Below are 12,448 nucleotides of genomic sequence, written 5' to 3' on the forward strand. Positions count from 1 at the left end.
CGCCTGCGCGGGGATGACGTTGATCCAGTGAGCGGGAAAGCCAGCGCAGCAACTTCGGACACGCTCTCTATTACGTCATTCCCGCCACTGGCGATAATGACTCCCCGCGAAGGCGGGAACCCAAGTTTCGTTGAGCCACCACCACCCCAAAACAAAAAGCCCCGGCATTCAAACCGGGGCCTTCTTGCTCGTACAGTGCTGGACAGCCAGCCAGCGCTTATTTCAAGTGATCCGAAATCAGCTTGGTCATCTCGAACATCGAGACCTGGGCCTTGCCACCGAAGACAGCCTTCAGCTTGTCGTCGGCGTTGATCATGCGGCGGTTCGATGCGTCCTGCAGGTCCTTGGACTTGATGTAGTCCCAGACTTTCTTGGTCACTTCGGTACGTGGCAGCGGCTTGTCGCCCACGACGGCGGCCAGGGTCGACGACGGAGTCATCTCTTTCATGAAAGCGGCATTCGGCTTGCGGGCCGCGGCCGGCTTGGCTGCTGCTGGAGCTGCTGCCTTCTTTGCTGCGGGCTTGGCCGCTGCAGCCGGCTTGGCAGCGGCTTTCTTGGCTGGCGCTGCAGTGGATTTTTTGGCTGTTGCCATCTTCGAGCCTCCTAAAACGGACACATTGGAAAGTTGCGCAATTTAACGCACGGCTTATATTGGTGGCGTTTTACTGTTCATGCAAGTCTTTTTCGACATTTTTTCACTCTGACAAGGGTCAAAATGCGCGCCATCGCACCCACCAACGCATAAGAAGCGCAAAGCGCTGACAAAAGACGTAAAAAAACCGTGTACAGCCAGTGCCGTACACGGTCCGTTCGACGCGGCCGACGCTTAGCGCATGCCGGGCATCATGCCCTTCATCCCGCGCATCATCTTCATCAGGCCGCCACCTTTGAGCTTCTTCATCATGGTCTGCATCTGATCGTACTGGGTCAGCATGCGGTTCACTTCCTGGACCTGCACGCCCGCGCCGGCGGCGATGCGGCGCTTGCGGTTGGCCTTGATCAGCTCGGGCTTGGCGCGTTCCGCCGGCGTCATCGAGTCGATGATGCCGACCATGCGCCGCACCTGCTTCTCGGCCTGGTCCATGTTGGCGCCCGCCGCGGCTTGCTGGAACTGGGCCGGCAGCTTGTCGAGCAGGCCGGACATGCCGCCCATTTTCTTCATCTGGGTCAGCTGGGCCTTGAAGTCGTTCATGTCGAAGCGGCCGCCGACCTTGATCTTGTTCGCCAGTTCGGCCGCCGCTTCGGCGTCCACGCCCTTGCGCGCTTCCTCGACCAGCGCCAGGATGTCGCCCATGCCCAGCACGCGGTTGGCCATGCGCGCCGGATCGAAGGCTTCCAGGCCGTCCAGCTTCTCGGACACGCCGGCGAACTTGATCGGCTTGCCGGTCACGTGGCGCACCGACAGCGCCGCGCCGCCGCGCGAGTCGCCATCGAGCTTGGTCAGCACGATGCCGGTCAGGGGCAGGGCGTCGTTGAAGGCCTTGGCGGTGTTGATCGCATCCTGGCCGAGCATGGCGTCGACCACGAACAGGGTCTCGACCGGCTTGACGGCGCCGTGCACCGCGGCGATCTCCTGCATCATCGCCTCGTCGATGCCCAGGCGGCCGGCGGTGTCGATGATCAGGACGTCGTGGTAGTGCTTCTTGGCCCAGTCCAGCGCGTTGCGCGCGATGTCGACCGGCTTGTCGCTGGCGGTGGTCGGGAAGAAGTCGGCGCCGACCTGCTTGGTGACGGACTCCAGCTGGGCGATCGCGGCCGGACGGTAGACGTCGGCGGAGACGGTCAGCACCTTCTTCTTTTTCTGCTCCTTCAGGTACTTGGCCAGCTTGCCGACGGTGGTGGTCTTACCGACACCCTGCAGGCCGGCCATCAGGATGATCGCGGGCGGCTGCTGGGCGAAGGAGAGCTGGGTGGCGTCCGGGCCGAGGTCGGCGCCCATCAGGGCGGCCAGCTCGCGCTGCACCACGCCCACCAGCGCCTGGCCAGGGCTGAGCGAGCCGATGACTTCCTCGCCCAGGGCTTTTTCCTTCACTTTGGCGATGAATTCGCGCACCGCCGGCAGCGCCACGTCCGCCTCGAGCAAGGCCATGCGCACTTCGCGCAGCATCTCGGCGGTGTTCGCTTCGGTCAGGCGGGCCTCGCCGCGCATCGTCTTGACGACCTTGGCAAGGCGTTGGGTCAGATTATCTAGCATGGTTACCTATATAAATAAGGCGGTTGACTCAAACCGCCATTTTACCTTGCGTCAGCCCCCGCCGTTCGCGCCAGAAGGGGAGGGGGCGCATTTTTCCGGCAAATCCCCAATTTGTTGTCGCAACACAAGTTTCCCTGCATCATCATCATGCACCCTGATCATCCGTTGAGCACTTGGAGCAGATCGGAGAACCGCATGACAAACGTGTTGCGCAAGACCTTCGTGGCATTCGCCCTGCTGGCGGCAGGCAGCGTCCAGGCCCAGGACGTGGTCCGCCTTGGCAACCTCAAGCTGGCCCACTTCGGCGCCATCTCGTATATCAAGGAAATCGCCCCGCGCTGCGGCATCAAGGTCGAGGAGCGGGTATTCCCGAAAGGCCTGGACGTGATGCAGGCCATCATTGCAGGCGAACTCGATGTCGGCAGCACCGCCTCGGAAGCCGCGATCCAGGGCCGGGCCGGGGGCGCGCCGGTACTGGTGGTGGCCGGCTTCGCCAAGGGCGGGGCGCGCCTGGTGGCGCGGCCCGAGCTGAATATCAAAAGCGTGGCCCAGCTCAAGGGCAGGCGGGTGGGCGTGACGCGCGGCGCGATCCAGGAAGTGCTCCTGATGGCGGAACTGGCGCGCCATGGCTTGAAGGCCGACAGCGCGCCGGGCAAGGACGTGCAGCTGGTCTACCTGTCCTATCCCGACCTGAACCAGGCGCTGCTCGGCAAGCAGATCGACGCCATGATGCAGTCCGAGCCGCAGTCCTCGCAGGCCATCAACAAGGGCTTCGGTGTGGAGATGCTCAAGCCCTACGGCACCCCGATCGGCGAACCGGTGCGCACCCTGGTGATGACGGAGAAGTTCTACCGCGAGCGCCGCCCGCTGGCCGAGAAGTTCATGCGCTGCTTCGTCCAGGCCACCAGCACCTTCATCGCGCACCCGGACCAGGCCGAGAAGTACGTGCGCGAGACCATCTTCAAGAACCAGATCACGGCCGAGGACTTCCGCGACGCGATCGCCAATTCGCCCTATTCTCTCGACATCACGCCGGAGCACATCCAGGTCACGACCGACATCATGATGAAGACCGGGGTGGGACGCATGGCGCGCCCGCCGCTGGCGGCGGACTGGGTGAGGCTCGATTTGCTGGCCGCGGCCCGGAGGAACCAGCATGCGCATTGAACGCCGCCGCCAGGCCAGGACCAGCGCACGCGGCTGGAAGGAGACCGGCGCCGGCCTGGTGGCGCCGGTGCTGGCCATCGCGCTCTGGCATGCGGTGGCCCAGGCCGGCCTGGTCAATCCGCAGGTGCTGCCGGCGCCGCTCGACGTGGCGCGCAAGTGGATCGCCTACCTGCTGCCGCTCGATGCCTACGATGGGCAGGCCGGCTGGATCGCCTGGGCATTGTCGGGCGAGCTGGTGGTGGACACCGCCAACAGCCTGTACCGGGTAGTGGCGGGCTTCGCCATCGGCGCCGGCCTGGCGCTGCCGCTCGGGCTGGCGATGGGCGCCAGCAGCGCCGTGTATGCCTGGATGAATCCCCTGGTCCAGCTGCTGCGCCCGATTCCGCCCATCGCCTACATCCCGCTGGCGATCCTGTGGTTCGGGCTGGGCAATCCGCCGGCCGTGTTCCTGATCGCGATCGGCGCCTTCTTCCCGGTCCTGATGAACACCATCGCCGGGGTGCGCCAGGTGGACGGCATCTACCTGCGCGCCGCGCGCAACCTGGGCGCGGGCGGGGCCACCCTGTTCGTGCGCGTGATCCTGCCGGCGGCCGTGCCCACCATCCTGGCGGGCGTGCGGATCGGCATCGGCACCGCATTCATCGTCGTCATCGTGGCCGAGATGATCGCCGTGAACAGCGGCCTGGGCTTCCGCATCCTGGAAGCGCGCGAGTACTTCTGGTCCGACAAGATCATCGCCGGCATGATCAGCATCGGCCTGCTCGGCCTGGCGATCGACGTCGCCATCGATCGATTGAACAAGCATATGCTGCGCTGGCACCGCGGCCTGGAGCACTGACATGGGCGCACCGCACATTTGCATCGAGGGCGTGAACAAGGTCTTCGCCAGCGAAGGCCGCGAAGTGGTCGCGCTGCAGGACATCCACCTGGAGATCCCGCGCGGGCAGTTCACCTGCCTGCTGGGGCCTTCCGGCTGCGGCAAGTCGACCCTGCTGAACGCCGTCGCCGGCTTCGCCCCGCCCAGCAGCGGCGCGATCACGGTCGACGGGCTGCCGGTGAGCGCGCCGGGGCCGCAGCGCGGCATGGTGTTCCAGGAATACGCGCTGTTTCCCTGGATGACGGTGGCGCAGAACGTCGGCTTCGGCCTGGAGATCAAGGGCGTGCCCAGGGCCGAGGCGGCGGCGACGGTCGAGCGGCTGCTGGGCATGCTGTCGTTGCTCGACTTCCGCCAGCGCTATCCCAAGGACCTGTCGGGCGGCATGCGCCAGCGGGCGGCGATCGCGCGCGTGCTGGCCCTGGATTCGCCGATCATGCTCATGGACGAGCCCTTCGGCGCGCTCGACGCGCTCACCCGGCGCAACCTGCAGGACGAGCTGCTGCGCATCTGGGCCGAGCTGAAGAAGACGATCCTGTTCGTCACCCACAGCATCGAGGAGGCGATCTACCTGGCCGACCGCATCGTCGTGATGAGCTACCGGCCGGGAACGGTGAAGCGCGATGTGCTGGTCGAGCTGCCGCGGGTGCGCGACCCGGCCGACCCGGCCTTCAATGCACTCAAGCGCGAGCTGGGGATGCTGGTGATGGAAGAGCAGCAGCGGCATCACCTGGCTGAGCTGAGGATGGCCGCAGTCGATTGAGGCCGCGCTCACATCCCCCTGAAGCGAGCCTGGTAGCGCTGGCTGACCGGCAGGCGCGTGTCCATGCCGCGCAGCTGGAGCCACATTGCGCCGTCTTCGTCGCGCCGCACCGAGGCGATCCGCTTAACGTTGACCAGATGGCTGCGGTGGATCTGCCAGAAGCCGCAGGCTTCCAGCGTCTCGGCCAATTCGCGCAGCGGCGTGCGGATGTGGGCTTCCAGCTGGTCGGTCACCACGCGGGTGTACTTCAGCTCCGAGCAGAAATAGACCACGTCGGCCAGGTCGATGAAATGGATGGTACTGCCTACCGAGGCCTGGATCCACGAAGGCAGCGTGGCCTGCGGGGCTAGCCCGCGCAAAGCGTGGCCGAGGTCGGGCGGGGGCAGGTGCAGGCGTCCGCGCAGGCGCTCGATGGCGCGCGCCAGCCGTGCCGGATCGATGGGTTTCAGCACGTAGTCGAGTGCGCCCTCGTCGAAGGCGGCCAATGCATGCTCTTCATGGGCGGTGACGAAGACCACATGGGTCCGGTGGCTGAAGGTGCGCGCCACTTCAAGGCCGGACAGGCCGGGCATGCGGATATCCAGGAAGGCCGCATCGGGCATGGTGGCATGGGCCAGGCGGATCGCTTCCACACCGTCGCCCGCCATTGCCACGACCTGCGCCTCTGGCCAAAGCCGGGCCAGAGCTTCGGCCAGATCGGCCTGGAGCAGCGGTTCGTCGTCGGCGATGAGGATGCGGGGAGCGGTCATGGCAGTCTTTCGGATGGCGCACCCCGCGCAGGCAGCACCAGTTCGGCGCGCGTGAGCTGGTCCGGGCCGCGTTCCAGTTCCAGGGAGGCCGCTTCGCCGTACAGTGCGCGCAGGCGCTCGCGCGCATTGCGCAGGCCCACGCCATGGCCGACCGGGCTCCGAGCGCCCGGCCCGGGGCCGTCATCGGCCACGGTCAGCCGAAGCTGTCCGCCTTTGCGCACCGCGCGTATGCTGACGGAAGCCGCTCCGGGAGTCGGCTCGACGCCGTGGCGAACGGCGTTCTCGACCAGCGATATCAGCAGCAGCGGCGGCATTTCGGCGTCGCGCGCATCCTCGGCCACGTCGACCGTATAGCGAAGGCGTTCGCCAAACCGGATCGCCATCAGCGCCAGATAGTGGCCGGCCAGCGCGCATTCGCGGTCCACTGTGCTGGTGCGCGAGCGCATGTCGGGCAAGGCCTGGTGCAGGTAGGCGATCAGGTGGTCGAGCATCTCCACGGCGCGCTCCGGCTGGTGGCGCGCCAGGTAGCGGGTGTTGGCCAGCGTGTTGTATAGGAAGTGAGGTTCGACCTGGGCCTGCAGCGCCTTGAGTTCCGCTCCCAGGGCGGACAGGCGTAGGGCAGCCACTTCGCTGCGATACGCCTGACGCTGCAGGAGCGCCAGGGGCAGGGCCAGCACGCAGCACCATACCAGCAGCGCCAGGACCAGCATGTCGCGCCGGGCGAAGACGATCAGCTCGCGCGGCGTCATCGCATACGCATGCACCGCGGCCGCGCCGGCGACGCCTAGCAGCAGGGCAAGGATGGCCCAGGCCCAGCACACGATCCAGTAGCGCCCGGCGGGCGCGAAACGCCGCGCCAGCCATGCGGCGCACGAGGCTGTACACCACGTGGCAAGCACGGGCGCCAGCAGTGCCGCCATCAGCTTGGCCAGTAGGGGCGTGGCGAGAAACCAGCTCGCCACGGAAAGCGCGGCGGCGCAGGCCAGTCCCGGCCAGGGAACGCCGCGGTCGGCGCCGGCGACGCGGGACAGGACGGCGAGCGGGCCCGCCGGCAGTGCGTCCGCTTCCTCCGTACGCGGGCGGAGCAGGAAGCTCATCCGGCGCGCCATCCTGGGATTCACTGAAATTCCTCGTCCCGGACGGCCGGGCGCAAAACGCTTTGTTCGATGTTCAGGCCGCGCTGCCCCGGCGGCGCGTCGCCCAGTACTTGGAGAGCGATGCCGTCCACCCTGGCGCTGCCGGGCCCTTTCAGGCCGACGCCCACATCGAGCTGCTTCACGTCGGCCGGCAGGGTGAGGATGGATTCATAGACCGTCCAGTCCCGGCTGAAGCGCAGGCCCTGCAGGCTGGCGCCGCCATCGGCCCCAATATAGATCTTGCCTTCCATCGGCTCGATGTCCTGGAAGCGGACACGCATGGTCACGCGCACCCGCTTGCCGGCGTAGGGCTCGCCCGCGATCCGCTGCGCTAGCCAGGCGCTGCCGTAGGGGTGGCTGGTGTCGGTGCGGACCAGCAACATGGCGCCCTTTCCGGATAGGCTGTCCGCGGTATCGACATCCGCGTGGTAGAGCTTGGGGGCCTCGCCCCCGAGCGACCACCCCTCGGGCAGGCCGGGGTTGGAACTGGCGTTGAGCGCATAGGCGCCCAGGGCCAGGGCGCAGGCGAATAGGACTGCAATGGGTTTCATGGTTTTCTCCTTTCGGTAAGCTCGGTTGGAAGCTGTACTGTGGGAGAAAAAGGAGCGTACGTGGGACGCCTGCGACGAATGCGGCAAAATCGCGCCTGAGCGAAGCGGTGGCGGAACGAGCGGGCAGGGGCGTCCATCCGGCGATGATACCGCAGCGCCGTGCGCTAGCGGGCCTTGCCCCCGACGATTCCCGATGGTGTAGACTGACATATTATGCAGAACACCCTATTTTTCGCCGCGGCCCTGCTATACGCGGTCTGCGCCCTGCTGCCGTCGCGCCAGGGCGCTGCCATTTCGGCGGTGACCGCGATCGCCTGGCTGGTGCACGGCGCGGCGCTCGGCCTCGACGTGGTGCTGCCGGGCGGCTTGCGCGTCGGTTTCGCCGTGATGCTTTCCTCGGCGCTGTGGATTTCCGTCCTGGCCTACTGGGTGGAAAACCGCAACTTCGCCCTCGACGGCCTGCGCCGCCTGGTCATGCCCTTCGCCTTCGGCGCCTGCCTGCTGCCGGTGCTGTTCCCGGGCAGCCTGATGCCGCTGGCCGGCCGGCCGGCCGCCTTCGGCTGGCACATCGCGGTCGCCGTGCTGGCCTACAGCACGCTCACCATCGCCGCCTTCCACGCCGTCTTGATGGCGCTGCAGGAAGCCCGCCTGCACACCCGTCCCGCCAGCCCCGGCTCCGGCTGGCTCGGCTCTGCGCTCGACCAGCTGCCGGCCCTGCTGACCATGGAAAAACTCCTGTTCCGCGTGATCTGGATCGGTTTCGTGCTGCTCAGCCTCACCGTGCTGTCGGGCTTCGTGTTCTCGGAGCAGGTCTTCGGCCGCCCGCTGCTGCTCGACCACAAGAGCGTGTTCGCGCTGCTGTCCTGGGCGCTGTTCGCGGCGCTGCTGGCCGGCCGCAAATGGCAGGGCTGGCGCGGCAAGACCGCCTTGCGCTTCACCCTGGCCGGCTTCGCCACCCTGGCGCTGGCCTATGTCGGCAGCCGCTTCGTGCTGGAAGTCGTCCTGCACCGGGGGGTGGCATGACCCGCATCCTGTTCTGGATCGCCCTGATTGTGCTGGTGGTCTTCGCCATCCGCGGCAAGCTGCGCGCCGCCGTGCGCCGCGGCCAGATGGAGGCGCAGCAGCAACAGCAGCAGCGCCCGACCCCCAACCACGCCGGCGAGATCGAAGCCATGACCCAGTGCGCCCACTGCGGCATGTACTTCCCGGCTTCCGAAGCCGTGCGCGCCGACGGCCACGATTACTGCTCGCCAGGCCACGTGCGCCTGCCGCCCCGGTAAGCCCGCCGATGGCCGCCTGGAAGGCGCTATCCGCGGAGGCGCGCGTCACCCTGTGGCGCTCGCTCCAGACCTTCACGGTGACGCGCATCGTCATCGCGCTGGTGCTGCTGCTGTATCTGGGCTTCGACCTCCAGAGCGGCAGCATCAATACCGATCCGGTCAATGCCGAAACCTGCTTCGCGTATGCCGCCGCCGCCATCCTGTTCGCGGTCGTGGCCGCGCGCTGGCGGCGCCGCTTCATCATCCAGCTGGGCGTCCAGATCGCCACCGACCTGGCGGTCATCTCGCTGCTCTACCTGGCCGCGGGCGGCATGCGCAGCGGCCTGGGCATCCTCTATTTGTTCCCGCTGGCCGGCGCCGCCATCCTGGCGCCGCTGCTGCTGGCGCTGTTTTCCGCCTCGGTGGCCGCCATCTTCCTGCTGCTGGAAAGCGCCTGGCAGCTCTTCATCAGCGACCGCGATCCGCCGCTGATGCAGGCCGGGATGTACGGCGCCGCCTTCTTTGCCTGCGTGCTGATCCTGAACCGGCTGGCGGCGCGCCTGCTGGGGCAGGAGGAACTGGCGGCCCAGCGCGGCACCGACCTGCGCATCCAGCAGGCCATCAACCAGATCGTGATCGCCGACGTCGGCGACGGCATCCTGGTGCTCGACGACGACGGCCGCGTCTATACCGGCAACCCGGCGGCGCGGCGCATGCTGGGCCTGGAATCCGAGGCCGAGGGCTTCCGCCTGCTGGATGCCCCCGCCTTCGAACCGGTGGCCCAGGCCTTCGCCGCCTGGCGCGCGGCGCCCAGCGAGGAAGCGGCCTTCGTCACCATCAAGCCCTGGCAGGAGAGCGGAGCAAGCGCCGCCGTGCGCGGCCGGCGCGACCAGCCCGCCCACCTCAAGCTGCGTTTCGCGCGCGTCGATACCGGCGCCCAGTCGGGCGGGCGCAGCGTGATCTTCATGCAGGACGTGAGCGCCATCGAAAACCAGGCGCAGCAACTGAAACTGGCCTCGATGGGGCGCCTGACCGCCAGCATCGCCCACGAGGTGCGCAATCCGCTGTCGGCCATCGGCCACGCCACCGCGCTGCTGGCCGAGGACCTGCACGGCCCGGCCGAGGTGCGCCTGCTGAAGATCGTCAGCGACAACGTGGCGCGCGTGAACCGCATGGTCGAGGACATCCTGCAGCTGTCGCGCAAGGCCCAGCCGCACAGCGAACCGGTGCCGCTGGCCGCTTTCCTGGCCGAGCTGAAGGCCGAATTCTGCGAAATCCATGGGCTGGACGGTGATATAGTCTGGCTGGGCGATGCCGGCGACGCCACGGTGCGCTTCGACCCGCTGCACCTGCACGAAGTGCTGCTCAACCTCTTGAACAACGCGGTGCGCTACGCCAGCCGCAAGCCGGGCAGCATCCGGATCTTCCCGTCCACTGACGCGGCCGGGCGCCCCGAGCTGCACGTGCAGGACGACGGTCCCGGCATCACGCCCGAAGTGCGGGCGCACCTGTTCGAGCCCTTCTACACCACCTCGAGCAAGGGCACCGGCCTGGGACTCTACCTGGCGCGCGAGCTGTGCCTGAACAACGATGCGAAACTCGATTATGAATACCGGTTCGACCAGTCGGCGATGGGCCCGCGCAAGGCCAGCGGCCGCTTCGTCATCAGCTTCATCCAGCCGCCAGCCGGCTGACGGGCAAGGGAGGCCGGCATGAGCGCACCACGCATCCTGGTCGTCGACGACGAAGCCGACCTGCGCGAGCTGCTCGAGATCACCTTGCTCAAGATGGGCCTGGACGTCGACAGCGCCGCTACCCTGCGCCAGGCGCGCAACCTGTTCGACGAGCACGACTACGCCCTGGTGCTGACCGACATGCGCCTGCCCGACGGCCTCGGAATCGAACTGGTGCGCGAGATCGGCGCTTCCGGCAAGGGCACGCCGGTGGCCGTCATCACCGCCTTCGGCAGCGCCGAGAACGCGGTGGTGGCGCTCAAGGCCGGCGCCTTCGACTATATCGCCAAGCCGGTGGCCCTCGACGCGCTGCGCCTGATGGTGCGCTCGGCGCTGAAGGTGTCCGAGGGTGGAACCGGGCAGCCGGACACCGGCGCCGGGACCTCGCGCCTGATCGGCAGCTCGGCCGCCATGCAGTCGCTGCGCGCCCAGATCGCGCGCCTGGCGCGCTCCAACGCGCCGGTCTCGATCACCGGCGAATCGGGCGCGGGCAAGGAACTCGCCGCACGCGAGATCCACGCGCAAAGCTCGCGCGCCGCCAAGCCCTTCGTGGCCGTGAACTGCGGCGCGATTCCCGAGACCCTGATGGAAGCGGAGTTCTTCGGCTACCGCAAGGGCGCCTTCACCGGCGCGGCGGACGAGCGCGAAGGCTTCTTCCAGGCGGCCGACGGCGGCACCCTGATGCTGGACGAGGTGGCCGACCTGCCGCTGGCGATGCAGGTCAAGCTGCTGCGCGCGATCCAGGAACGGCGCGTGCGCAAGATCGGCGCCACGGCCGAGGAACCTGTCGACGTGCGCATCGTCAGCGCCACCCACCAGGACCTGGCGCGCTGCGTCGAGACCGGCAAGTTCAGGCAGGACTTGTTCTACCGCCTGAACGTGATCGAGCTGGCGCTGCCGCCGCTGCGCGAGCGGCTGGAGGATTTGCCGGTGCTGGCCGAGGCCATCCTCACCAAGCTGGCCGGGCCGGGCAAGGCCTCGCTCGGCCCGGGCGTGCTGGACGCCCTGCGCGCCTATTCCTTCCCCGGCAACGTGCGCGAACTGGAGAACGTGCTGGAGCGGGCGCTGGCCTTCGCCAACGACGGCGTGATCGAAGTAGGGGACTTGTCGCTGAAGGCGGCGCGGCCGGGCGATCCCGCGGTGCGCGAACCCGTGGCGCCCGCGGTCGCGCCGGCGGTGCCGGCGACGCCGGAACCTGCGCCGCCCATGCCTGCGGCCGCGCCGATCCCGGCAGCGGCGCCGGTGCACCCGGGACCGGGGGAGCTGCCGTCGAACTTGCCGGCCTACCTGGAGCAGGTGGAGCGCGACATCATCCAGCGCGCCTTGCAGCAGACCCAGTTCAACCGCACGCAGGCGGCCAGCCTGCTGGGGATCAGCGTGCGGCAGTTGCGCTACCAGATGCAGAAGCTGGAGATCAGTGCGCCGGAGGATTGATTCCATATCGCCGCCGACGCGGTGATACGTGCCGTGTGCCCATCCGGGCGCGATCCGGCATCCGCCAGCCATCGACGCGTCGGCGGCGGAGCCGCCAACCCTACTATATAGATAGCGCCGGCTGTAGGGTGGGCGGGTCTCCCGCCCACGCGGTGATCGTCAGCGTAAGTACAGCCGACGTGGCGGATCTCGCCTCAACGTCCACCCTACATTTAGGGCTGGCGGCAAGATCACACCTTGACGGCCAAGCAATTAACATGATGCAAACTGCACTTCCATAGTGCAATAATGCCCAGTTCTGATTACCTAATAAGCAGCCGAAAAATCCGATGTTAGTGCTCGCTCACCGCGCATTCCGCATCGTTCGGCAGGCTGCAAAAGTCAAGACTCCGCACAACGATTCAGCTCAAATATTGAGAATTTATTTACTTGCCCTTATCGCAAACGAGGTACTACAATTAGTCTCATCTCAAGGCCGGACACTAGATCTAGTGGTAGTAGACAGCAAGAAACTAGACCTACACCGGTAGTCGGCAAGCTCGGCTTCCGACACGAATCACCAACGTATTCCGACCCTGCATATCTGGT

12 protein-coding genes are annotated in these 12,448 nt (G+C 67.1%); 7 read left to right on the top strand and 5 right to left on the bottom strand.

Annotated features, from left to right (window positions below; genetic code table 11):
* Positions 1-217: 217 nt before the first annotated feature.
* Complete coding sequence (locus KBW98_RS16235; RefSeq protein WP_211521195.1) at positions 218-592, bottom strand: SWIB/MDM2 domain-containing protein; 375 nt, start codon at positions 590-592, stop codon at positions 218-220.
* A 234-nt stretch (positions 593-826) separates the two neighbouring features.
* Positions 827-2,194 carry a signal recognition particle protein gene (gene ffh, locus KBW98_RS16240; protein WP_211521196.1) on the bottom strand — a complete coding sequence of 456 codons (1,368 nt, stop codon included), beginning with the start codon at positions 2,192-2,194 and terminating at the stop codon, positions 827-829.
* A 195-nt stretch (positions 2,195-2,389) separates the two neighbouring features.
* Here ffh and KBW98_RS16245 point away from each other — a divergent pair, with 195 nt between their 5' ends.
* The 3 genes from KBW98_RS16245 to KBW98_RS16255 are packed head-to-tail and all read left to right on the top strand — an operon-like array spanning position 2,390 to position 4,998.
* Entirely contained in the window at positions 2,390-3,361 is a 972-nt protein-coding gene (locus tag KBW98_RS16245) for an ABC transporter substrate-binding protein (protein ID WP_211521197.1), read from the top strand.
* Positions 3,351-4,199, top strand: coding sequence for an ABC transporter permease (locus KBW98_RS16250; RefSeq protein WP_211521198.1), 849 nt, complete (start codon positions 3,351-3,353; stop codon positions 4,197-4,199). Before KBW98_RS16245 ends, KBW98_RS16250 begins: the two co-directional genes overlap by 11 nt.
* Position 4,200: 1 nt before the next feature.
* On the top strand, positions 4,201-4,998 hold the full coding sequence (locus KBW98_RS16255) for an ABC transporter ATP-binding protein (protein ID WP_211521199.1): 798 nt from the start codon (positions 4,201-4,203) through the stop codon (positions 4,996-4,998).
* A gap of 8 nt (positions 4,999-5,006) precedes the next feature.
* Here the strand turns inward: KBW98_RS16255 and KBW98_RS16260 are convergent, their stop codons facing one another.
* Genes KBW98_RS16260 through KBW98_RS16270 form a run of 3 tightly spaced genes read right to left on the bottom strand, consistent with a single transcriptional unit; the run spans position 5,007 to position 7,434 of the window.
* Positions 5,007-5,747: a LytTR family DNA-binding domain-containing protein gene (locus KBW98_RS16260; RefSeq protein ID WP_211521200.1), complete on the bottom strand. Its 741-nt coding sequence runs from the start codon at positions 5,745-5,747 to the stop codon at positions 5,007-5,009.
* Positions 5,744-6,844 carry a sensor histidine kinase gene (locus KBW98_RS16265; RefSeq protein ID WP_211521201.1) on the bottom strand — a complete coding sequence of 367 codons (1,101 nt, stop codon included), beginning with the start codon at positions 6,842-6,844 and terminating at the stop codon, positions 5,744-5,746. Before KBW98_RS16265 ends, KBW98_RS16260 begins: the two co-directional genes overlap by 4 nt.
* Before the next feature lie 20 nt (positions 6,845-6,864).
* Positions 6,865-7,434: a hypothetical protein gene (locus KBW98_RS16270; RefSeq protein WP_211521202.1), complete on the bottom strand. Its 570-nt coding sequence runs from the start codon at positions 7,432-7,434 to the stop codon at positions 6,865-6,867.
* Positions 7,435-7,647: 213 nt separating this feature from the next.
* Between KBW98_RS16270 and KBW98_RS16275 the strand changes: the two genes are divergently transcribed.
* Genes KBW98_RS16275 through KBW98_RS16290 form a run of 4 tightly spaced genes read left to right on the top strand, consistent with a single transcriptional unit; the run spans position 7,648 to position 11,860 of the window.
* Positions 7,648-8,457 (top strand): inner membrane protein YpjD, encoded by an 810-nt coding sequence (locus KBW98_RS16275; RefSeq protein ID WP_211521203.1) that lies wholly within the window; start codon positions 7,648-7,650, stop codon positions 8,455-8,457.
* Positions 8,454-8,714 carry a PP0621 family protein gene (locus KBW98_RS16280; protein WP_211521204.1) on the top strand — a complete coding sequence of 87 codons (261 nt, stop codon included), beginning with the start codon at positions 8,454-8,456 and terminating at the stop codon, positions 8,712-8,714. Before KBW98_RS16275 ends, KBW98_RS16280 begins: the two co-directional genes overlap by 4 nt.
* A gap of 8 nt (positions 8,715-8,722) precedes the next feature.
* Positions 8,723-10,387 carry a PAS domain-containing sensor histidine kinase gene (locus tag KBW98_RS16285; RefSeq protein WP_211521205.1) on the top strand — a complete coding sequence of 555 codons (1,665 nt, stop codon included), beginning with the start codon at positions 8,723-8,725 and terminating at the stop codon, positions 10,385-10,387.
* An 18-nt stretch (positions 10,388-10,405) separates the two neighbouring features.
* Complete coding sequence (locus KBW98_RS16290) at positions 10,406-11,860, top strand: sigma-54 dependent transcriptional regulator (protein WP_211521206.1); 1,455 nt, start codon at positions 10,406-10,408, stop codon at positions 11,858-11,860.
* Positions 11,861-12,448 lie beyond the last annotated feature (588 nt).

Source organism: Massilia sp. ST3 (assembly GCF_018119405.1).
Lineage (GTDB): Bacteria > Pseudomonadota > Gammaproteobacteria > Burkholderiales > Burkholderiaceae_D > Telluria.

Excerpts from the sequence above, each read along its gene's own strand:
- KBW98_RS16250 (WP_211521198.1), top strand. The coding sequence starts at position 3,351 with ATGCGCATTGAACGCCGCCGCCAGGCCAGGACCAGCGCACGCGGCTGG.
- ffh (WP_211521196.1), bottom strand. The coding sequence starts at position 2,194 with ATGCTAGATAATCTGACCCAACGCCTTGCCAAGGTCGTCAAGACGATG.
- KBW98_RS16265 (WP_211521201.1), bottom strand. The coding sequence starts at position 6,844 with ATGAGCTTCCTGCTCCGCCCGCGTACGGAGGAAGCGGACGCACTGCCG.
- KBW98_RS16255 (WP_211521199.1), top strand. The coding sequence starts at position 4,201 with ATGGGCGCACCGCACATTTGCATCGAGGGCGTGAACAAGGTCTTCGCC.
- KBW98_RS16270 (WP_211521202.1), bottom strand. The coding sequence starts at position 7,434 with ATGAAACCCATTGCAGTCCTATTCGCCTGCGCCCTGGCCCTGGGCGCC.
- KBW98_RS16280 (WP_211521204.1), top strand. The coding sequence starts at position 8,454 with ATGACCCGCATCCTGTTCTGGATCGCCCTGATTGTGCTGGTGGTCTTC.
- KBW98_RS16275 (WP_211521203.1), top strand. The coding sequence starts at position 7,648 with ATGCAGAACACCCTATTTTTCGCCGCGGCCCTGCTATACGCGGTCTGC.
- KBW98_RS16235 (WP_211521195.1), bottom strand. The coding sequence starts at position 592 with ATGGCAACAGCCAAAAAATCCACTGCAGCGCCAGCCAAGAAAGCCGCT.
- KBW98_RS16260 (WP_211521200.1), bottom strand. The coding sequence starts at position 5,747 with ATGACCGCTCCCCGCATCCTCATCGCCGACGACGAACCGCTGCTCCAG.
- KBW98_RS16285 (WP_211521205.1), top strand. The coding sequence starts at position 8,723 with ATGGCCGCCTGGAAGGCGCTATCCGCGGAGGCGCGCGTCACCCTGTGG.
- KBW98_RS16245 (WP_211521197.1), top strand. The coding sequence starts at position 2,390 with ATGACAAACGTGTTGCGCAAGACCTTCGTGGCATTCGCCCTGCTGGCG.
- KBW98_RS16290 (WP_211521206.1), top strand. The coding sequence starts at position 10,406 with ATGAGCGCACCACGCATCCTGGTCGTCGACGACGAAGCCGACCTGCGC.